The sequence below is a fragment of the Mesorhizobium sp. C399B genome (assembly GCF_030323185.1).
Classification (GTDB): Bacteria; Pseudomonadota; Alphaproteobacteria; order Rhizobiales; family Rhizobiaceae; genus Mesorhizobium.
In genome coordinates this window covers 1,283,939-1,304,354 of sequence record NZ_CP100472.1, presented here as the reverse complement: position 1 = coordinate 1,304,354, position 20,416 = coordinate 1,283,939, and the positions used below count along the sequence as shown (strand labels likewise).

Annotated in this window: 22 protein-coding genes and 1 pseudogene; 15 read left to right on the top strand and 8 right to left on the bottom strand. The window is 59.1% G+C overall.

The window, feature by feature from the left end; all coding sequences use genetic code 11:
• Positions 1 to 191: 191 nt before the first annotated feature.
• The 3 genes from NLY36_RS06240 (at position 192) to ligD (ending at position 3,488) form a co-directional block, all read left to right on the top strand.
• Positions 192 to 416 carry a hypothetical protein gene (locus NLY36_RS06240; RefSeq protein WP_155921617.1) on the top strand — a complete coding sequence of 75 codons (225 nt, stop codon included), beginning with the start codon at positions 192 to 194 and terminating at the stop codon, positions 414 to 416.
• The gene (locus NLY36_RS06235) at positions 413 to 706 is read left to right on the top strand and encodes a hypothetical protein (protein ID WP_023687836.1); all 294 of its coding nucleotides are present in this window, start codon (positions 413 to 415) and stop codon (positions 704 to 706) included. Before NLY36_RS06240 ends, NLY36_RS06235 begins: the two co-directional genes overlap by 4 nt.
• Before the next feature lie 139 nt (positions 707 to 845).
• Positions 846 to 3,488: a DNA ligase D gene (gene ligD, locus NLY36_RS06230; protein ID WP_023736056.1), complete on the top strand. Its 2,643-nt coding sequence runs from the start codon at positions 846 to 848 to the stop codon at positions 3,486 to 3,488.
• Here ligD and NLY36_RS06225 read toward each other — a convergent pair.
• Positions 3,468 to 4,352: an alpha/beta fold hydrolase gene (locus tag NLY36_RS06225; RefSeq protein WP_023736055.1), complete on the bottom strand. Its 885-nt coding sequence runs from the start codon at positions 4,350 to 4,352 to the stop codon at positions 3,468 to 3,470. The genes ligD and NLY36_RS06225 overlap by 21 nt on opposite strands.
• Positions 4,353 to 4,526: 174 nt before the next feature.
• Positions 4,527 to 4,997: a GFA family protein gene (locus NLY36_RS06220; RefSeq protein ID WP_023691407.1), complete on the bottom strand. Its 471-nt coding sequence runs from the start codon at positions 4,995 to 4,997 to the stop codon at positions 4,527 to 4,529.
• Between the two features lie 192 nt (positions 4,998 to 5,189).
• Between NLY36_RS06220 and NLY36_RS06215 the strand changes: the two genes are divergently transcribed.
• The 4 genes from NLY36_RS06215 to NLY36_RS06200 all read left to right on the top strand — a co-directional run bounded on the left by NLY36_RS06215 (position 5,190) and on the right by NLY36_RS06200 (position 8,211).
• Positions 5,190 to 5,414 (top strand): hypothetical protein, encoded by a 225-nt coding sequence (locus NLY36_RS06215; RefSeq protein ID WP_023668054.1) that lies wholly within the window; start codon positions 5,190 to 5,192, stop codon positions 5,412 to 5,414.
• Between the two features lie 291 nt (positions 5,415 to 5,705).
• Positions 5,706 to 7,199 carry an alpha,alpha-trehalose-phosphate synthase (UDP-forming) gene (locus NLY36_RS06210; protein ID WP_245260253.1) on the top strand — a complete coding sequence of 498 codons (1,494 nt, stop codon included), beginning with the start codon at positions 5,706 to 5,708 and terminating at the stop codon, positions 7,197 to 7,199.
• Between the two features lie 244 nt (positions 7,200 to 7,443).
• A complete protein-coding gene (locus NLY36_RS06205) occupies positions 7,444 to 7,608 on the top strand; it encodes a hypothetical protein (RefSeq protein ID WP_023681158.1) in 165 nt (54 codons plus the stop codon).
• A 339-nt stretch (positions 7,609 to 7,947) separates the two neighbouring features.
• Positions 7,948 to 8,211 carry a hypothetical protein gene (locus NLY36_RS06200; RefSeq protein ID WP_023736053.1) on the top strand — a complete coding sequence of 88 codons (264 nt, stop codon included), beginning with the start codon at positions 7,948 to 7,950 and terminating at the stop codon, positions 8,209 to 8,211.
• A gap of 223 nt (positions 8,212 to 8,434) precedes the next feature.
• Here the strand turns inward: NLY36_RS06200 and NLY36_RS06195 are convergent, their stop codons facing one another.
• Both NLY36_RS06195 and NLY36_RS06190 read right to left on the bottom strand, forming a co-directional pair.
• The gene (locus tag NLY36_RS06195) at positions 8,435 to 8,725 is read right to left on the bottom strand and encodes a hypothetical protein (RefSeq protein ID WP_031262058.1); all 291 of its coding nucleotides are present in this window, start codon (positions 8,723 to 8,725) and stop codon (positions 8,435 to 8,437) included.
• A gap of 2 nt (positions 8,726 to 8,727) precedes the next feature.
• Complete coding sequence (locus NLY36_RS06190) at positions 8,728 to 9,294, bottom strand: response regulator (RefSeq protein ID WP_023668059.1); 567 nt, start codon at positions 9,292 to 9,294, stop codon at positions 8,728 to 8,730.
• A gap of 146 nt (positions 9,295 to 9,440) precedes the next feature.
• Here NLY36_RS06190 and NLY36_RS06185 point away from each other — a divergent pair, with 146 nt between their 5' ends.
• Entirely contained in the window at positions 9,441 to 12,554 is a 3,114-nt protein-coding gene (locus NLY36_RS06185; protein ID WP_023736052.1) for a CheR family methyltransferase, read from the top strand.
• A complete protein-coding gene (locus tag NLY36_RS06180) occupies positions 12,551 to 12,967 on the top strand; it encodes a response regulator (RefSeq protein ID WP_023700039.1) in 417 nt (138 codons plus the stop codon). Before NLY36_RS06185 ends, NLY36_RS06180 begins: the two co-directional genes overlap by 4 nt.
• Positions 12,968 to 13,140: 173 nt before the next feature.
• Here NLY36_RS06180 and NLY36_RS06175 read toward each other — a convergent pair whose 3' ends face one another.
• From NLY36_RS06175 to NLY36_RS06165, 3 genes and pseudogenes are all read right to left on the bottom strand, one after another.
• Complete coding sequence (locus NLY36_RS06175; protein WP_023725497.1) at positions 13,141 to 13,386, bottom strand: hypothetical protein; 246 nt, start codon at positions 13,384 to 13,386, stop codon at positions 13,141 to 13,143.
• A gap of 90 nt (positions 13,387 to 13,476) precedes the next feature.
• Positions 13,477 to 13,879 (bottom strand): annotated as a pseudogene (locus NLY36_RS06170) (SDR family NAD(P)-dependent oxidoreductase); the annotation flags it as partial.
• Positions 13,880 to 14,482: 603 nt separating this feature from the next.
• Entirely contained in the window at positions 14,483 to 15,268 is a 786-nt protein-coding gene (locus NLY36_RS06165) for an SDR family NAD(P)-dependent oxidoreductase (RefSeq protein WP_023736051.1), read from the bottom strand.
• A gap of 528 nt (positions 15,269 to 15,796) precedes the next feature.
• Between NLY36_RS06165 and NLY36_RS06160 the strand changes: the two genes are divergently transcribed.
• Genes NLY36_RS06160 through NLY36_RS06145 form a run of 4 tightly spaced genes read left to right on the top strand, consistent with a single transcriptional unit; the run spans position 15,797 to position 18,169 of the window.
• Entirely contained in the window at positions 15,797 to 16,258 is a 462-nt protein-coding gene (locus NLY36_RS06160) for a hypothetical protein (RefSeq protein ID WP_245260252.1), read from the top strand.
• Entirely contained in the window at positions 16,255 to 17,475 is a 1,221-nt protein-coding gene (locus tag NLY36_RS06155) for an NRAMP family divalent metal transporter (RefSeq protein ID WP_023668066.1), read from the top strand. The genes NLY36_RS06160 and NLY36_RS06155 overlap by 4 nt, the downstream gene beginning before the upstream one ends.
• Positions 17,472 to 17,834 carry a hypothetical protein gene (locus tag NLY36_RS06150; protein WP_245260251.1) on the top strand — a complete coding sequence of 121 codons (363 nt, stop codon included), beginning with the start codon at positions 17,472 to 17,474 and terminating at the stop codon, positions 17,832 to 17,834. Before NLY36_RS06155 ends, NLY36_RS06150 begins: the two co-directional genes overlap by 4 nt.
• A gap of 2 nt (positions 17,835 to 17,836) precedes the next feature.
• The gene (locus NLY36_RS06145; RefSeq protein ID WP_023736049.1) at positions 17,837 to 18,169 is read left to right on the top strand and encodes a hypothetical protein; all 333 of its coding nucleotides are present in this window, start codon (positions 17,837 to 17,839) and stop codon (positions 18,167 to 18,169) included.
• Positions 18,170 to 18,249: 80 nt separating this feature from the next.
• On the opposite strand, the gene NLY36_RS06140 is transcribed toward NLY36_RS06145, so the two are convergent.
• Positions 18,250 to 18,681, bottom strand: a complete 432-nt coding sequence (locus NLY36_RS06140; protein WP_023736048.1) for a GNAT family N-acetyltransferase — start codon at positions 18,679 to 18,681, stop codon at positions 18,250 to 18,252.
• Between the two features lie 345 nt (positions 18,682 to 19,026).
• Between NLY36_RS06140 and NLY36_RS06135 the strand changes: the two genes are divergently transcribed.
• Positions 19,027 to 19,347: a hypothetical protein gene (locus NLY36_RS06135; protein ID WP_031195797.1), complete on the top strand. Its 321-nt coding sequence runs from the start codon at positions 19,027 to 19,029 to the stop codon at positions 19,345 to 19,347.
• Between the two features lie 628 nt (positions 19,348 to 19,975).
• A complete protein-coding gene (locus NLY36_RS06130) occupies positions 19,976 to 20,386 on the top strand; it encodes a DUF427 domain-containing protein (RefSeq protein ID WP_023704637.1) in 411 nt (136 codons plus the stop codon).
• The last annotated feature ends 30 nt before the right edge of the window (positions 20,387 to 20,416 follow it).

Below are 20,416 nucleotides of genomic sequence, written 5' to 3'. Positions count from 1 at the left end.
GGAATTCCTTTTACCTCAACGAGCAACCTAGTGCTGTCGGCAACGAAAGCGAGACCTGCCGCCAGTGCGCGAGGCGCGATTGCAGAGACACGCCCGCTTGTCTCTGCACGAACGGCCAGAAATGTTCCATGCGGCGCCGGAACTCGCCGGGCTCGTAATGGTTATCGGTCATCCGATTGGAGTGATCAAAAATGCCTGATAATGAAAACCGTCGCGAGACCGGCGCAACGAAGTACCCGGCTAGAACAGGTCCTGATCCTTCGGATGCGTTCTCTCAGGATGCGGCCGGCAACAAGAAACCCAAGAGTGGGGTCGGTCTGACGCGGCCAGTCAATGAGGTGGATGACAAGACGCACCAATCCGATGGCCAGAACGCCCCGGCGAGGCCGGGCGGCGGAAACACGGTCAAGCCATGAACGTTGCCAATCTTCAGCTTGAAGGGTTGATGATGGCGGTCGCGTCAATCAACAACCTGCTCGTTCACAAAGGTCTGCTGTCAATTGACGAGATCGATACCGCCCTGCGAAAGGCAGAGGCGTCCATGACAGGTGACGAGCGGACCTACGAAGACATGTCACCGGCCAACCGTGACGCGATCTGCTTCCCGATCCGGCTTCTGCAGATCGCAAACAACGCGCAAGGCGAACTGGACATCCCACCATTTTCAGAGCTTGCAAAAATGGTTGGGCAAACCAAGGAACCTTAACGTCAGCGGTGACGACACCTGTAGTCTCCGTGAAGGCCTCATTTGACGCCGATGCCACTCTGAAGCGGAAAGCAGCATCGGCGTCGTCTCGGCTATGAACCGAACCAAATCTCACCCACTCATTAGTCGGGGCACTTCCATGAAAACGGGCGAGCTTTCAACCTACCGGGCCAAAAGGGATTTCGCGAAGACGAAAGAGCCCAGCGGCGAAAGCTCGATTGCGGGTTCGAATCGACTTCGGTTTGTCATCCAAAAACACGCGGCCACGCGGCTGCACTATGATCTTCGCCTCGAGCTTGGCGGGGTCTTCAAATCATGGGCTGTGACCAAAGGTCCATCACTGGATCCTCACGACAAACGACTTGCCGTGGAGGTTGAGGACCACCCGCTGGAGTACGGCGACTTCGAAGGCACAATTCCCAAAGGACAATATGGTGGCGGCACGGTGCAGTTGTGGGATCGCGGATATTGGGAACCGGAAGGCGCCATGTCTCCCGAAAAGGCGTTGGAAAAAGGCGACCTGAAATTCACGCTGCAGGGCAAGCGCCTGCATGGAAGCTTCGTCCTCGTGCGCATGAAGCATGACCGCAATGGCGGGAAGCGGACCAACTGGCTGCTGATCAAACACCGCGACAAATACGCGACAGAGGGCAATGGCGATGCGGTGCTGGCTCAAAACCGATCCGTCGCCTCCGGTCGGAGCATGGAAAGGATTGCAGCGGGAAAGGGGGCAGGTCCGAAGCCGTTCATGATCAAAGGTTCATCGTCGGCCGATGCGGATGCCGTTTGGGACAGCAAGCGCGGCCATGCCGACAAGCGCGCCGCCAAGTCGGCAAAGCCTGCTCCGCGGCCGAAGCGAGCCGCTGGTGCCTCAGCGGCGAAGATGCCCGACTTCATCCCACCACAGCTTTGCGCAACGCTTTCCCGGCCGCCGGCCGGGACGAACTGGGTTCACGAAATCAAGTTTGACGGTTATCGCGTCCAGTTGCGCGTGGAAGACAAGGACATCGCCCTTAAGACCCGCAAGGGTCTTGACTGGACGGAGAAATTTGGCGCCATCGCAAAGGAGGCCGCCAGCCTCCCCAACGTCATCATCGACGGCGAGATCGTAGCGCTTGGCGAGAATGGCGCGCCCGATTTTGCCGCACTGCAGGCGGCGCTGTCGGAGCGCCGGACGAAAGACCTGATCTACTTTGCTTTTGACCTGCTCTTCGCAAATGGCGTCGATCTGCGAAAGATGCCTCTCTCACAACGGAAGGAACGTCTGAGCGAGATGCTCGGCGAAGTCGATCGCGGCGCGCAAAATCTCATCCGCTATGTCGAGCACTTCAGCAATGGCGGCGACGCGGTGCTGCGTTCTGCCTGTCGCCTTTCGCTTGAGGGGATTGTCTCCAAGAGGGCCGATGCAACCTATGTTTCGGGGAGGACCGACACCTGGGCCAAATCGAAATGCCGCGCCGGGCATGAGGTGGTCATCGGCGGCTGGTCGACGACCAACGGCAAATTCCGGTCATTGCTCGTCGGCGTCAATCGCGGTGAACATTTCGCCTATATCGGCCGTGTGGGGACCGGATTCAGCGAGGCAAAGGTCAAGCAGCTGATGCCCAGGCTGCAGGAGATGAAAGCCGCGACGTCGCCGTTTACCGGCGATGGCGCACCGAAAAGGAATTCAACCGTCTTCTGGACGAAGCCGGAATTGGTCGCGGAAATCGAGTTCGCCGGCTGGACCGGGGGTGGCAATATCCGGCAGGCCGCCTTCAAAGGCCTGCGTGAAGACAAGCCCGCAAAAGACGTCGAGGCCGAGCGTCCAGCTGATCCTCAAGAGACGCCGATTGCCGACCCTGCCAAGGTGACTGGCAAGACAGGAAAAAGCCCGGTTGTCATGGGCGTCATCATTTCCAAGCCGGACAAGCCGCTTTGGCCGAATGCCGGCGACGGTCAGCCCGTCGACAAGCTCGATCTTGCAGAATATTTCGAGACCGTTGGCCCCTGGATGATCAGACATATCAAAGGTCGTCCCTGTTCACTCGTGCGCGCGCCGGATGGCTACGCCGGCGAGCAGTTTTTCCAGCGCCACGCAATGCCAGGCACATCCAATCTGCTGGAACTGGTAAAAGTCTTCGGCGATCACAAACCGTATCTGCAAATCGACCGCGTCGAGGGTCTGGCCGCGATCGCCCAGATAGGCGGCCTTGAGCTTCACCCCTGGAATTGCCAGCCGGGTCATCCCGAAATACCTGGCCGACTTGTCTTCGACCTTGACCCCGGTCCGGAAGTCCCTTTTGCGAAGGTGGTCGCGGCAGCCAAGGAAATGCGCGATCGTCTCGAAGATCTGGGCTTGGCGAGCTTCTGCAAAACCACGGGCGGCAAAGGCTTGCATGTCGTGACGCCATTGACGGCCCAACGCAGCAAGACGACATGGGCCGAGGCCAAGGCCTTCGCAAAGGCCGTCTGCATGCAGATGGCGGCAGACAGCCCCGATCTCTACCTCGTCAACATGGCCAAGAAGCTGCGGACATCCCGGATTTTTCTCGACTATCTCAGGAATGATCGCATGGCGACAGCCGTCGCCCCTCTCTCCCCTCGCGCCAGGGAAGGCGCGACTGTATCCATGCCGCTGACCTGGAGTCAGGTGAAGGCGGATCTCGATCCGAAAAAATACACCGTTCGCACGGTTCCGGGCCACCTCAAAAAGACCATCGCCTGGGCTGACTACGATGATGGCGAACGGTCGATCAGCAGTGCCATCAAACGGATTGGTTCAGCAAAGCTCGCCGCATGACGACGTCGGTTCGCGCAAGAACGCCATGACAGCTGCGGCTACCGCCTCGGCTGCTTCTTCGGCCATATGATGTCCGCTTTCGATCGGTTGGCCCTTCAGTTCGGTGGTCCAGGGTCGCCAAACATCGAGCACGTTGCCGTAGAGTGCCTCAAGGTCATCGCGGGCGGACCAGAGCGCCAAGGTCGGGCACGCGACCCGGCGACCAGCTTTCCTGTCATCGATATCGTGCAATTGATCGATGGCCAGACCTGCCCGATAGTCTTCAAGCATGCCGTGAACAACATTCGGATCGTGGATTGCGTCCTTGTAGTCGACATAGGCCTCAGCCCCCATGGACTCGGCTGAGCCGCCATACCACGCGTCAGGATCGGCCATGATTGCGCGTTCGGGCTTGTCCGGCTGTGCAAAAAAGAACCAGTGCCACCAGAGCTTCGCAAAGCGGGCGTCGCAGCGTTCGAGGGCTTCCAGGATAGGGACGCTATCCATGACGATCAGATGGCTGATCGCTGACGGGTGATCCATCGCTGCTCGGAACGCTGTGTAGCTGCCGCGGTCATGGCCTGCGATCGCAAACCGGCCAAAGCCGAGATGTCGCATGAGAGCGATGCAGTCCCTGGCCTTGGCACGCTTGGAGGATCCAGCATGGTCTACGGCGTCCGCCGGTACCGAGGACCGGCCAAAGCCCCTCAGATCGGGGCAGACAACTGTGTGGTCGGCGGCGAGAAGTGGGGCTACCCGGTGCCAGGTAACGTGCGTCCGAGGATGGCCATGCAGCAAAAGAAGCGGCGGGCCTGAACCTCCATACCTGACTCTCAGTGAGGACTCGGGCAGATCCACGGTCTCTAGCTTGAATCCTTCAAACATCCGCTTCTTTGTCGTCAGACTGTGAAAACAAGTCCCGCATGTCCATCTTCAACCCACCCCGGTGAAATTGGTTTCGGGCATTTGTCCGTTTGGACATTTCTCTCATTCCAATGGTTCGGCCGCCGTTCAGGATCCGCCAGCCCTGGCGCTGACGCCCGGATCCAGCCTCCTGCCTCACCGGTCTCTGGGATTGCCCTGGGTGGGGTCGCGCGCCCGGGTGTAGCCCTCGACGCGAGGCAAACCGTCATCCATCCTGATAAACGGCAGCCGCATTTCCCAATAGGCTTGAGCTTGGGGATGGAACTTCTCGGGCGCGTCCATGAATCCGATCGAGATGTAGAACTCGTTTGGCAAGCCTTCATCGGTGTACCCAATCGAGGTGCCACATTCCGAACAGAAGGAGCGCACGACGCCCCTGGTTTTCGAGAATGTTTTTGGTTTTGGGCCGAGCCAATGGACCTGATCTGGACGATAGCCAATCCAGATCGTCAGTGGGCTGCCGATCGCTCGTCGGCAGTCATCGTCGTGGTCGAAACAAATCCAAAAGGGATCGCCACTGAATTCAGCTGTGATGGCTCCGCAAAAGCAATGCCCTCGATCAATCCGGGCCGGTTTTCTGATCGTCGTTCGTGGTTTGTCGTCCATGGTAGTCTTCCGGCCAGCTTGGTGGCGTAACGCCGCGAACGGCAAGCAGTTCCTTTGGACGTCACAGAGCCGCAGATGCGCGCAACTTGCACGTTGCTCGTCAATATCATTTGAGGCAGATCAGGCCTTAGTTTGTTGGGAACATTTTTTCAGGTCCGCACTTTGTTCGCCGTCTGACCAAAGGAGGCGACCTTGAAAACACGACGCATCGACAGAGAAAAGATCGAGAGGGCGGATCGAGAAGCCAAGTTGCTGTTGGAAGCGGAGCGGCATGCCAGGGAAGCCAAGACGGCGCGGCTTAGAGAACAGCGACAGTTGTTGGAGGCATCGATAGCGCAGACCCCGCCGGCGCCCGTAGCCGCAAAGCAGCCGCCCCGCCAACGAAAGCCGACGCGCAAGGTAATCGAGGTGGACTGACCGTTTGGTCAGTTGGGGCTTTTGCCAAGGTGGGGAGTTGATATGACAGGGCAGGGGATCCGGCAGCATGAATACCAAAGCGGTAAGTCCGGCCGTCGCCAAAGCGGCTGCTCGGCGTGCTGGATCGGGGTCTCATCACCGGTGCGTCCGACGACGATCCTGCGAGAGCCGCTGAAAAAGGCGCCGAGCGGGCCGAGAATGTGATCCAGCGAGTCCGGCTGGACACTTACGTCGGGAACAATCGCACGCGCGGACCGTTCCCCAAGCGATCTTCACGCTCAGGATTTGCTCTTGTTGCAGCGACCGGATGAAATTTTCAACGAGGCCTCGCAAACGGTTGGTGATCCCCTTGAGCGCGACGCCTTAGGTGGGGAGGCTGAGCTAACTGGCGATCGCGCCATCCCGCGTCGTCTGGTTGTCGTCTCGAATAGGCTGGGGAGCATTCGCGATCTGTCGCAAGCCGGCGGACTTGCTGTAGGCATCGGGGATGCGTTGGCCGAGCGTGGAGGCCTGTGGCTAGGAGCAAGCGCCGAGTATCAGGACTACGCCGCGAGCGACGAACCGCTGATCCGCTTGGAACGGGTGGGAAAGATCGAGACGGCTGCGCTTACCCTGCCCTATGAGGAGTATTCGCTCTATTACAATGGCTATGCCAACAGCACGCTGTGGCCGCTTTTTCATTACCGACTCGACCTGGTGAACCACCGGGCAGAGTTTCTACACGCCTACCGGCAGATCAATGCGCGGTTCGCGAAGGCGCTCGCAGGACTGCTGTCGGGCAACGACGACCTGGTGTGGGTTCACGACTACCACCTTATCCCCTTGGCCGCCCAGTTGCGGCGGCTGGGAGTCCGGAATCGGATCGGGTTTTTTCTTCACATACCGTTCCCGCCGCCCGACCTGTTTGAAGCCACGCCCGACCATGAAGAACTCATCGATGACCTGCTTCAATATGACGTCGTGGGGTTCCAGACCGAAACGGACGTGGGGAATTTCCGGCGCTCAGTGCAGGCGGCCAACTCCACTACTTTTGATATCAATGGTTCGGCTGAGATGAACGGCCGCACGGTGTTATCGAGGTGTTTTCCGATAGGCATCGACGTCGATTCAATCGCACGCATGGCCAATGAGGCGGCGGAGGATGTGCAGATTGATTCCATGCGCCGCCAGATTCTGGGCCTCAAGCAAATCATCGGCGTCGATCGGCTGGACTACTCCAAGGGTCTCCCCGGCCGCATGCAGGCTTTCGCGCGTCTTTTGGAAAGGCATCCGGAACACGAGCGGGCGGCAACATATTTGCAGATTGCGTCGCCGACGCGCGAGGAGGTCAGCGCCTATGCCGACATCCGGGCCCAGCTTGAGGCAACCGCCGGCGCGGTCAACGGAAGATACGCGGATTTGGCTTGGACCCCGATCCGCTACATCCACCGTGCCGTATCACGCTCTCGGCTTGCTGGCCTGTTGCGCGCTAGCCAGGTCGGATTGGTCACGCCCCTGCGTGACGGAATGAACCTCGTCGCCAAGGAATACATAGCCGCGCAGGACGAAGCCGATCCCGGAGTGCTGGTATTGTCGCGTTTTGCGGGTGCGGCCGAAGAACTTGCCGAATCCTTGATCGTGAACCCGTATGCGGTCGACGAGGTTGCCGATGCGATCGCAAAAGCGCTCGCGATGCCGCTTGAGGAAAGAATTGCAAGGCATAGTGCACTGCTCAAGCGCATCACGCGCAATGACGCAGCAGAATGGCGGCGGTCATTTCTCGCCACGCTCGCGGGCGAGAACTAGCGCCTGGCATCGATGCCTGAATCCGTCCGTGTGTCACGCGTCCCACGCGGCCATAGCCCGGCCATAACCCGGCTGGCCGGAGCAGTTCGAAAGGCCTTGAAGCTGATCATGTATCTTGTCGTCCGCATCAAAACTTTTCGCTCATTGACGGAAGCGCGATAGCCCGCCTCAATCGGTGGACTATCGAAGGCTCCAGGGAACACACCGCCGGTCCGGTCGTTTGGGCTCTGATAGGAGATCTGCGATGACAAAGAACCCCACGCGAAAGGACAGAGATCTCTCTGAACAAGAGGCAATCAAGTTGGCCGAAGCCACCGACGTGTCACCCGGGCAGGCCAAAGAGCTTGCAGCCGAGCACGGCAAAGACGGCGCCAAGAAGGAAGCAAGAAATTACAAGGCGGAGGGCTGACTATGGCGGCCAGTGGATCCGCAAACGACAGAGACGCACGAGCCACCCTCTACGCACAAGGCGTAATGGAAGCCGAGCGCAAGGCGCGGGAAGAGAAAACGGCGCGATTGCGCAAAGCCCGTTTGGCGCACGAGGCGATCAATCCGCCTGCACCCGAGCGGAAACCGGCAGTGCCGAAAGCCCCAAAGCGGGCCGCCAAACCAGGCAGCCGAAAAGCTGGAGAAGATTAGCTTCAGCTTCTTCGGCTGTGCCGGCGGCACGCGTCGGGGAAGAGCAGACCGTGCGGTCGATCTGCACGATAAATTTGTACCTCGTCGAATGACACAAAGGAGTCCAGTGATGACGGAGCATGTGTCCCGGAAGGAAGAACAGCGTGGCACCCGAAATGTACTCGGGTGGGGCGTCGTCATTGCGGCTGTGATCTTCGTCGCCCTGCTAGCCTTCTTTGTGTTCATACCCCTTTCAGGCGGATCGTGGCAGACATCGCCAGTAAAGCGCACCCCGGAACAGAACCAAGGCGGCAATGCCCCCGCCGAGACATCACCCGCGGCCGGCGTCAAAAAGAGCCCGCAAGAAAATACCGAGATGCCAGGGCAGCAGTGATCGACCTCGGGCTGCGACCCAAGTCGGCTCTCATTTCCAGGTCGTCTCATCGGCGCCATGATGGGATCAGGGCTTTCTGGGGGCAGAACGGCTGAGCTATTGAGACTGGGCTTTCGCCCACATCGAGCGCTGAAAGATTACCGCAGCAGCATCGGTCTGGCGAACGAGGCGATGACGCCATCGTGGAACTCGAGGCACATCAAGATGCCTAGCTGCAGGCCGTTCAGTTGGGATTTTTCAGCTGCTTTGACAACAGCAGTTGCTGCTGCAGCTCAAGGGCGAGCTTCAACAGCCGTTCAGGTGTTTCCTCTTCCGCGATTTCGTCGAGCAGCGCTGCGAGTGCGTCGCCCTCAACAGGATCGCGGAATGAGTCAGGTTTGGTTTGCGGAGGTTTGGCCACGAGGATTTCTAGCAGGAATGCGGCCGTATTTGCAAGACGAAGCGAAGCGCTCTTGGGGACGGGTACCGTAGCGGGGGCGGTCGACAGGGCGGCCTGCGGCAAACTATCGGACAATCTTAATTCATGATGCCAGACCTGTCGTTGCGGAGCACCTCCTCCATGAGCGTGTTGAGCCATTCGCTCAAGGGAAGGTCATGCCGCGTCGACAACCGCTCCTCCAGCGCCGCCTTCAATGTCCGTTCGACGAGGCGATCGGCCGCCTGTGGGTCGCCCAGCAGCAGCCGCGCGGACAGCCTCAGTTTTGGAAGAGCGCGGAAAACATTGTCTTCACCAAGCGCTGTTGATTGCGCGGCGAGGATCCCGGCAACCGTCCTGAACCCGGCCGGCTTGGAGAGGTTTTGGGTGTATCGGAACCGCTCCGGCAGGGTGATCTGATCGTTTCCGGAGAAGAATACGAACGGGATGCCTCTGTCCGTCAGCTCGTCGGCGAGGGGAAAAACAGTCTCACCGTTGAGGTCGATGTCCAGCACCGCCCCATCCGCCGAATCGATATATCGTCGAGCCCGGCTGACTGACGACACCGGCCCCAAAACGGTCGCCCCACAATCGCTGAAATAAGAGGCAAGTTCGCTTGCCAGCAAGAATTCGTCCTCGACGAGCAGAATTCGCATGCCTAATAACATAGCAGCCCTCCGGGCTTTAAACGGCGGTCGCGTCCATCGGTTCCGTGGCTATCGGCGGTGCGGGATGGGAATTCGACCAGGAACGGTTTACACATTGGATCGAAATCAGCGCTGCCGCGTTGCATTTCACTGAAGCAGGACAATTGATGCAAAAGCTGCCGAGGTTCCCCATAGTCGGTATTGGCGCCTCTGCGGGCGGCATTGCCGCCATGGAGGGATTTTTTCGCGGGATGCCGTCTTCGAGCGGGATGGCGTTCGTGATCGTCACGCATCTCAGCCCGGAACGGGAAAGTCTGCTGCACGAAGTGATTGCGCTTTACACCGGAATTCCGGTTCGTGTCGCTGAAGATGCAATGGATATCCATCCTGACACCGTCTACGTGATGCCGCACAACGCGATCCTCACCATCGAAAATTCCAGCCTAAAGCTGCGCCAACCGAATTCGGTGTCCAGGGAGCGCAAGCCCATCGATATCTTTTTCAGCGCGCTGGCCGAGGATCAGGGCGAATACGCCGTCGGCGTCGTCCTGTCGGGCGGCGATTCCGACGGTACGTTGGGCATCAAGGCAATCAAGGAGCATGGCGGCCTGACGCTGGCGCAACTCTCCGACGAGTCGGGTCCGAGCAATCCCGACATGCCGCGCAGCGCGATCAGTTCCGGTCTGATCGATATCGCCATCCCGGCCGATGAGATGGGTGCGAAACTCATGGAATTTGCCCATAGCTTTGAACTGCTCGACGAGCTTGAAGCTGACGATGGCAAGGCCAGTGCTTTGAAACTCCGCAAGGGCCAGGAGGAAATCTACGCGATCCTGCGCAGCCATTCGGGACATGATTTCTCGGGCTACAAGGCCAAGACGTTCTTGCGTCGCGTCAGGCGACGCATGCAAATAACGCAGAACACCGCGATCGATGCCTATATAGAGTTGCTTCGTTCAAATGCGGAGGAAGTGCGGTCGCTGTTTCGCGACCTGCTGATCAACGTGACAAATTTCTTCCGCGACACGGACGCTTTCAAGACCCTGGAAGAAACCGTCATCCCCAAACTTTTCGAAGGCAAGGACGCCAACGATACGATCCGCGTCTGGGTGCCCGGCTGCGCAACCGGCGAGGAAGTCTTCTCGATCGGAATGCTGATGCGCGAGCATATGGATACACTTTCGGCTGTGCCGCGCATCCAGATTTTCGCCACGGACATCGATGACGCGGCGCTGGGCATCGCACGTTCGGCGCGCTATCCGGAGTCATTGCTTGCGGGCGTTTCGCCTGGACGTCGCGAACGCTTCTTCAGCAATGACGGCACAAGTTTCATCTTGAGCAAGAGCGTACGTGATCTCTGCATCTTCTCGGCGCACAGCGTCATCCGCGATCCACCCTTCTCGCGCATGGACATGGTGTCGTGCCGGAACCTCCTGATCTATTTCGGCCCCGATGTGCAAAAGCAGGTTATTCCGACCTTCCACTATTCGCTGAAGCCCGGCGGCTATCTGTTCCTTGGCACCTCCGAAAGCATAAGCCAGCATGCCGACCTGTTTGCACCGGTCGACAAGAAACAACGGATCTTCAAGGCACGAGAACATTCGGCGCCGCCGCGGCTGCCGATCTTGTTGAATGCTGCGCCTGCAACCAACTTTTCCAGCGCCAATGACACACATGCCCGCCGCGGCTTGTCTTATTCCCTAAGGCAAACCGTTGAAGCGCAGGTTCTCGAACGCTTCGCTCCGGCTCACGTCGTCGTCAATGGTGATGGAGATGTCGTCTATTACTCGGTCCGAACCGGCAAATATCTCGAGCCGCCGCAAGGGGTGCCGAGCAGACAATTGCTCACAATGGCACGCAGCGGCCTGCGTCTGGAATTGCGCGGCGCTTTGCGGGAAGCCGCCGAGGGCCGGCGCACGGTTGTGCGCGAAGCGATAGCCATTGAAGAAGATGAAGATCGTGTCCAATTCGTCACATTGACGATCGAGCCCTTGACTGATCGCGGCAGCGGCGAGCCGCTGTTTCTCGTCCTGTTCGAGCCGGTGGGCCAGCCGCAGCCGCGGCTGGAGGCTCTAAAGGTTCGACAGCCGGTGGCATCTGGGATTGCTGATTTCGAACGCGAGCTCCGCGATACGCGCGAGCGCCTGCAATCGACGATCGAAGAATATGAGACCGCGTTGGAGGAGTTGAAATCTTCCAATGAGGAACTCGTCTCGGTCAACGAAGAAGCCCAGTCCTCCAATGAGGAGCTCGAGGCCTCCAAGGAAGAAATGCAGTCCCTCAATGAGGAATTGAACACCATCAATGCCGAACTGGTTTCCAAGATCGAGGATCTCGATCGTGCCAACAGCGATCTGAAGAACCTGTTCGAGAGCACACAGATCGCGACTGTTTTTCTCGATACCAAGCTGGTTATCCGCAGCTTCACGCCGGCGGCGTCTTCGTTCTTCAACTTGCTGCCGACCGACATCGGAAGACCGCTGACCGATCTTGCCAGCCGGCTCGATTATCCGCACCTGCGCGACCATATTGCCCAGGTTTTCAGGGCCGGCGAGATGATCGAGCACCAGCTGCCGCGCGATAGCAACGGCATCCACTATCTCGTGCGGCTGATCCCCTACCGCGACAGCGCGCGGAAAATCCAGGGCGTGGTGGTGACCTTTGTCGATGTGACGACCATGGCTGAAGCCGAAGCCCACCAGCGGGTATTGATCTCGGAACTCAACCATCGGGTCAAGAACATGCTGGCTGTTACGGTCAGCATTGCCAGTCAGACCCTGAAAAATGCTCCCTCTTCGGAGGCTTTCGCCGAAGCGCTCATCGGTCGCCTGCGCGCCATGGCGCGGGCCTACGGAGTGCTCTCGCGCGAAAGCTGGAAAGAGGTCTCGGTCGAGGAAATCGTGCGGCAGGAAGTCGAGCCGTTCGGGCTGGAACGCATCAACACCACAGGCGAGGACATTCGGCTCAAGCCTCAGCAGGGCCTGTCGCTTGGCATGGTGATCCATGAACTTGCCACGAATGCTGGAAAATATGGCGCCTTGTCCGTGCCAAACGGCGTGGTGTCCGTGACTTGGTCGGCGTCGGATCACGGTTTTCAGCTCGAATGGTTAGAAAGCGGCGGTCCCGCTGTCAGTCCGCCTGAGAAGACGGGATTTGGTCTTTCGCTGGTGAAGGGCGAAATTGAGTATCGGCTTGGCGGAAATTTTGAAACATCTTTCGGTTCCGATGGTTTGAGCTTGCGGATTGAGTTTCCGTTTGATCATCGGGAGAGCGAAACGTGACTGCATCTCGTATCCTTGTCGTCGAAGATGAATGGCTGGTCGCGGAGGAGCACCGCGCAATCCTGGAAGAGGCCGGCTTCGCCATCGCCGGGCCAGTGCCGTCCGTTGCTCGCGCGAAAAAGCTGATCGAGAGTGAAGTCATATCTGCTGCGGTCCTGGACATTGGTCTCGGCGGCGAGACCAGCGCTGCCCTTGTCCCTCTTCTAGCGCAACGCGGAATTCCGTTTGTTTTCGTCAGTGGGTACACGGCATCCGACATCCCGCAAGATTTGCGTCATCACAAGATGCTGTCAAAACCCGTGTGGGCTGCCGCGCTGGTCGAGGCCGTGCGAAATATGCTCGGTGTTCAACCGACAGCTTTGGCAAGACACCAGGACAGCGGAACGGTGCCAACCCAACGAGAAGCCCGATAACTGCACAAAGACACTGGTTTTTCACCAGAGATGCGACGACATTCGGGTCCAGGCCCGAGCCGGCGTCGCCGGCAAGTGCCTGCGATCCGGCCGGCACGATTGGCATGCTCGCGGTCTGGCGTACTCCAGCGCTGGGCGAAAGTTCGCGACGATTGGTCAGCCGTGTGAGCTTATCAAACAACGGGCAGTTCGCCCTCGGTTTTCCTCGCGTCGAATAGGACGCCAAGGCCGTAAGTGACGGCGCCAGCGGCAATCATCTCTGCCAACGCTGCGCTCGACACCGGGCAATGCGGCATGACAGCCTTGATCGCGAGTTCGGCATTCGCGATCGACACGAAATCGTGCCGTCGCTTACGGGTCTCCAGATATTGTTCGATCAACATCTGCAGTCGCCTTCTTTCTATATCATCGCCAGCCATTGGTTCCTCCTGTAGACAGACTGAAAGCCCACCACGCCTAAGGAGCGGTGGGCCTGGCGGCCCTTTTTGAGGACCGTGGACTCTAGTGAGGCGGGCAGCGTTGCTGACCAGGATGTCGAGACCGCCGAGGGGCGTTGCTGCTTCATCGACCAGCTTTCTGCAAAAGGCCTCATTGCGGATATCGCCGGCAAGCCTTTTGACCTGCCGCTTTTATTAGGTCCACCAGTTCGTCGGCGTCTTCCTGTTCTTCGGGGAGGTAGCCGAAAGCAACGTCCGCACGCTCGCGCGCGAATGCAATCGCCGCCGCACGACAGGTTCCGGAATCGCCGCCGGTTATCAGCGCTTTGCGACCGGCAAGCCTGCCTGGTCCCTTGTAGGTCGTTTCGCCGTGATCCGGGCGCGGCACCATCTTGCTGGCCAAACCCGGCCACTTCTGTTCCTGTGGCTTGAACGGCGGCTGGGGATATTGCGTCACCGGATTCTGTTTGAGCATCGGGCTCGCAGGGCCTGCTTTAGCAGGCACTGTTCCCGTATCGGCTGACGCCGTGGAAGCATAAGCGGCGAGAATTCCTCCCGCCATGCTTCCAGCGACAAGTCTACGCGCTGCGTCTGGTACATTGTCATGCTGGTCGTGGTTCATCATGGGCTCGCTTTGACGGCAGGTGACCGTTACGGAAGTGGCACCTAACCGGCCGTCGACGCGAATGTTCCCTTGTGATTGCAGTGAGGTGTCGCTCGCCTTGCCCGTCTCGGCCGTGAGGCCGCATCACCACTTTGACACAACCTCCTGATTGTAGCGGAACGTCTTGTACAGACCGGCCCTGCTTCCAGATCGGCCGGTGGGTAATCAGAAAGAGGGATCGATTTCGTCGTTCTGGACCATCGCCAATAAAGGTTCCAGGTAGCGTTGCGTATGCGTCTGGCCCATCCGGAAAGCCGGTCCCCCATTCATCGCCGCCAAACGGGATGTGATCGACCAGGCCAACACAGACGCCGGGAACCGAGATGGTGCCGCCTTGCGGCAGCGATAGATTGCCTCCCGCAGCACATGCGGTCTCTGCGAATGCCAGCCCGTTTGATGACGCGAAATATCAGCTCAGTCGCTGGACGCCGACCCCGGCTCGGCCATCCTACGGTGCTGTTCGGCCAAAGTGGCTGCCGGCGTGACATGCGCGGCGGCGACCTGCAGCTTGTTTTTCCAACCGCTGACGACCTGTTCATCACCGGCCATCATCGCCTCGTAACCCGTTTTGGCGACATCGGCCGGATTGTCCTTTTCATCGGAGCCGACCTTGGTATCCATCATTTCAGCGCGCTCGAAGAATCGCGTCTGCGTGGGGCCGGGCATCAGCACGGTGACCGTCACGCCGCTATCTTTCAGCTCATGGCGGAGCGCGATCGAGAAGGAATCGATGAACGCCTTCGTGCCGTTGTAGACGGCCTGGAATGTGCCGGGCATGAAGCCGGCGATCGATCCGGTGAACAGGATGCGCCCGCGGCCTCGCCGGGCCATCTTGGCGCCGAGCTCATGCGCCAGATAGACCGTTCCGGTGACATTGGTGTCGATGATCCGGCGGACTTTTCGCCAGTCCTGGTCGACGAAGCCGTTGCCGAGCCCGCGTCCCGCATTGAGAAACAACAGGTCGATATCGCGATCGCCGATTTGGGAGATCAACCGATCGGCGCCCTCGACGGTCGCCAGATCGGCCTCAATGGCTTCGACCGTTACATTGTGGGTCTCAAGTGCCTCTGCCGCCTGCCGGATAGCCGGCTCGTCGGCGGCGATGATCAGGTCGTAGCCGTCTTTAGCGCACAGCTTTGCGAGTTCCCTTCCGATGCCACTCGAGGCGCCGGTCACCACAGCGAGTTTGGCGTCCGTCATCAGATCCTCCATCTTCGTGCCATCGGAACCACGAGTGGGCACAATTGTTCCGCGGCGTTTGGGCTGGATTGATCGTGCGCTGTCATGACGGTCAGGCGACGGTCGTCATCGCGGTCGTCGCGCGCATTCATGGATGGGCCGTTGCGACAAAAACCGTTCTACGCCATGAGAACTCGCCATGGCCTACCTTCAAAAAGGCCCCCCAAACGCATGGATTGAGTACTCAGAACGGATCAGTTGAAGTTGGAACAAGTGGCCCGGTTGGAAGTTCGAACCGTGCAGCGTTGTTGCCCTCCCATGTTGATGCTGCGCGATCGGGTCATCCCCTCAGCCCGATCTGCCCGCGCTTCTCCGCGCCAAAGAGAAGCGCGGGCCCCCCTCTTTTAACGGCTGTCCGGGATGGAGCGTTTTGTTACGTTGGACTAGCCGACCTCACAGGCTCGTCGTCGGTTTCGTTTGACGAGCTCTCCGAGCGCTCTAGATCATTGATGCCGGACGCAGTTGGTTCGGGCCGGGGAGGAAATCCGCGTGGCGCATCCAACGCGCGCTGTACCCCATAACGACCGTCATTTTCCGGTTGGCTGGCTGTGCTTGCTTCTGATGCTAGCCGGGTTGGCCGGATGCTCGTCTTCCAATCAGGTGGCGCAGCAATCACGAACAGCGGCCTCCGCGGCACAGACCGTATCGATGGTGCTGGATGCCTGGGTGGAGGGAGCGGCACCGTCCGCCTATGCCACGGCCGCACTGCACTCGGTCGGAAAAACGCTGGCCGATGTCGAGGCGCAAATTCGATCGGCCGAGACCGCTGAACCAGCCGGGCGAGCAGGACTGACGGCAGCAGTCAACAGTTTGTCGGTGGCGGTGGCGCATGCCGAGGCGGGATTGCGGGTGAACAATCGCACTGAGGTGAAAAGCGCACAACAGGATCTTCGGGCGGCCATGCGCTCGCTCGCCGCCGCTTACACCAGCGCTTTCGGACCAAAACCGTGAAGAAGCTTCTGGAAATATCGCTTGGCGTCGTCACCAGTGTCGGAGGTTTCCTCGAAGTCGGGTCGATGGCTACGGCGGCGCAGGCGGGTGCCGCCTTCGGATTCCAGCTGATCTGGGCCATAGTTCTCGGCACCATATGCATCATCTTTTTGGTTGAAATGGCCGGTCGGTTCGCCGCGATGAGCCATCACACGATCTCAGAGGGCATTCGTGAAAGATTTGGGTTCAACGTCTTCCTATGGCCGTTGCTCGTCGTCCTTCTCGTCAATTTCATGGTGCTGTCCGCTGAGATCGGCGGTGTGGCCATCGCACTCGAACTTGCCACCGGCATAGGCTTCCAGTGGTGGGCACTGCCGGTGGCGTTGCTGGCATGGCTGCTGCTGTGGAAAGGCACGTTTGGCTTTATCGAGAAAGGCGTTTCGGTCCTCGGCCTCGTGACGCTGTGCTTCGTGGTTGGTGCGGTGATGTTAAAGCCCGACTGGACAGCGGTCGCTGGCAGCGCCGTGCCTTCGCTGCCGGCTCACGATGCCATCAATTACTGGTTCATGGCGGCCAGCATTCTCGGCGCGTCGATATCGCCTTATCTTTTCATGTTCTATTCCTCGGGAGCTATCGAGGACAAATGGGATGAAAGCCACCTTGGGGCCAATCGTGCCATCGCCGGGCTGGGCATGACCTTCGGTGGGACCATTTCGATCGGCGTGTTGATCGTCGCTGCTCTCGTTCTCGCGACGCGCGGCATCGACCAGGTGGACGACTATCACCAACTGCCGTTGATGCTGATCCCTATATTCGGCTTCTGGGGGTTCGTTCTATTCGTTGCCTCGCTCGCCATTGCCTGTTTCGGCGCCGCACTCGAAGTCGGGTTGCAACAGGCATATCTGGTGGCACAGGGCTTTGGCTGGACGTGGGGTGAGGATCGCAAGCCGCGCGATGATCCGGGCTTCAGTGCCGTCTATACGGCATCATTGTTTTTGGCCGCCATTCCGATCATGCTTGGCCTCGACCCACTGAGGCTGACCATCTTTTCCATGGCGGTAACGGCGGCGAGCCTTCCGCTGACGGTAGTTCCATTTCTCTTCCTGCTGAATGACGAACGATATGTCGGCGAACATCGCAACGGCATCATTTCGAATGCCGCCGTTGTCTTCATTATCGCGCTTGCCTTCGTGCTCGCCGTGGTGACGATTCCGCTGCAGATATTCGGAGGCACATGATGGAATTGATGCGTGATCTCCTGGACAAGCAGGTGTTCGACCGCCGGCGGGTCAAGATCGGCAAGGTCGACGGAGTGGTGGCCGAGTTGCGGCGGGGCAAACCACCAAGGATTGTCGCGATAGAACTCGGCTCCATCACTTTGGCGCGCCGCCTTGGCGCGCGGCCCGGGGAATGGATGGCGCAACTGGCGACGAGGGTGGGTGGCAAACGCCACGCCGAGCCACACAGGATTGCGTGGAAAAAGGTGCAGGACAACGGGCTCGACATCGAATGTGACATCGAGGTGGGCGAGACGTCGATTTTCGCCTGGCAGGACTGGTTGCGCGATCATGTCATCGGGCGCATCCCAGGAGCGTGATGATGAGGACAGTCAACCTCGAACATCTTGCCGGGCGACGCGTGCTCTCGCAGCGTGGAAAGAGCATCGGTCACATCGAAGAGATTCTCGCCGAACAGCGTGGCGACGAGCTCGTCGTTACTGAATTCCACGTTGGCATCTACGCCGCGTTCGAGCGTCTGTCGGCCTCGACCATCGGCATCGCGATGCTCGACCTGCTTCGGCTGCGCCGCCGCGACGGCCTGTACCGCATTCCCTGGGATAAACTCGATATCTCCGATCCGGCGCGACCGCGGCTGCTATGCCCGATGACCGAGCTTCCTGGATGGAAAGGGCAAAAGGACCTTCGGGAGTAGATGGCTACGGCTCGGGAGGGCTAAGGCGCCGGCATTTTGCCGGCGAACAGCCGTTCGCGCAGATGGCGCCTCCGCAAAGATTACTGCAGGTTCTTGCGAAGGAAGATGCGGGCCTGTCCTGGAATAACGAATTCGACTTTGCCGAATTCCTCAAACCCATGAAGCCGGTAAAATTGAGGCGCCTGGAAACTGCTCGTCTCGACGACGGCTCTCTTGCATCCGCGCCTAATGGCTTCCTCCTCAATCGCCATAAGAAGCTGTGATCCATAGGATCGGCCACGCAATTTTTCAGGCAAGAAGAACATGTCGAGAAACAGGAGCCCCAGTTCCGTTCTGCCCCAAATTCCACCCCAGATCTTTCCCGAGGGGTCGGTAAGCTCCGCGCCGATCACTGCCCGGTCATCGATTCCGGTTTGTTCGATATTTTGTCGGTAGAGCGCAGCGGCCGCCTGCGTTCGTGCATCCCCGTTGTGAGCCAGAGCGATTGTAAATCCTTCGAGTTGAGCCGGCATGCCTTCTGCTCCTGCGTCGGAATGGTCTTGAGATTCAACCGTCAGATTAACATCAAGGCGCCCGGTTCGGTCTCAGCTCTGATCGCCGCTTCTGTTGTAACCCGTCTTGCCCACATTCCGCATCGCGATCCGCGTCGGATGCATGCAGCCGCGCCCAACATATCGCTTTGGTGTTGAACAAAGCCCATCCTGCCTTGTCAGGTCTCATCACAATTCGTTCGCCGGCAAGAGTATCCACCTCGACGAAGGCTGCTGCGGATCACAATCCATTACGCCGGGAACAATGAGAAAAACCTGTCGTTGGGAAAGCGATCGCAATTCGGCGATTCAAACACGGAGACTCCAATGTTGAAGAAAATTCTAGCCGCGTCGGTGCTAACTATTGCCTTGGCCGGTTCCGCCTTGGCGCAGACAAATGGAACGGGTGCTGGCGGAACGGCTGGCACGGGTAATGGAACTGGTACTGGAACTGTTGGCAGCGGCGGCGCCGCTGGCAATGGCACTGGCAGCGGGAATGCGGCCGTGCCAACCGATCCGAATTCCACAAACTCGACTACAAAATCGAACGGCATGACCGACCGTTGCAAGGACGCCGCAGGCAATGACATCGATAACAACACTGCAAGTGGCGCAACGACCTCGACCGTGCAAAATTGCAACAAGTAGCCGATGGACCTAGCGGCTTCGGCCGCCCGAAGGCCCGCCATCAAGACAATGGCGGGCCTCCGAATACGTGCCTCGCATGCTGCCTGGATACATAGGAGCACATGTGTCCAAAGAGACCCGGCGGGCCAAACTCGATCGCCTAGCAGCCTCGATTCCGAAGCACGAATTCGAATTCCTAATGAAGATTGCAAAGCTAAGCCGTCATGACCTACTTGGCCTGATCGCTAAACACGATGGCGGCAGGGGCAAGGTCTATAGGGACCTTGCGGCCCACTTGGCAGCAACTGAGGCCGCCCCGGAGCCCGTACATGAGGCGGCAGCTGACGACGGCCAAACAGCTGGAGCATCTCCAGCCACGAACTCGCCCGCCGGCAAGTGGCGGCGAAGATCATTTCGGTGCCAGCCCTGACGCTCCACGGAAGCGACGACCGTGTCGTCCTTCCAAAGTCTTCGAATGGGTTGGACGAGCATTTTACCGCGCCTTACTGACGAGTACTGCTGGATACGGCGGGCGGTAGGCGCTTTAAGGCCGGCTGCCATTCAGCTTCATCGGACATGCCGGAACCTGAAGCGCCGCCGCGCATTTCGTCTCCAGGCATCTTGCGGTAATCGCCAGGGAGAAATTCAGATGCAAACTTCAGGCGCAACTTCACAGCAAAACCTTGGCCGATTGGCCATAGAACCGTTTTCCGGCACGGTGACGGTGCGGTTTTCCGACGCCATCGTCGCAGCTACGGAGCGGGCGAAGGTCCTGCGTGAAGACGGGCACGAGCCCGTTTTCTATATCCCCTTCGAGGACATCTATTTCGATCTTTTCGAAAAGACCGACACCACCACCCGGTGCCCGCTCAAAGGCACCGCAAGCTACTGGCGTGTCCACGCCGTCGGCAGTTCTTCCGATGATTTCATGTGGGCCTACGAAACGCCCGATGCGGCTGCTCTGGCTATTGCAGGTCACGGCGCTTTCGATCCGGAAAAGGCCCGTATCGATGTCGACCCTGCCGAGGACAAGCGACACACGCCACATATCGTCGAATAGGTTTCATCAGGCAGAGTCAATCACGGTAAC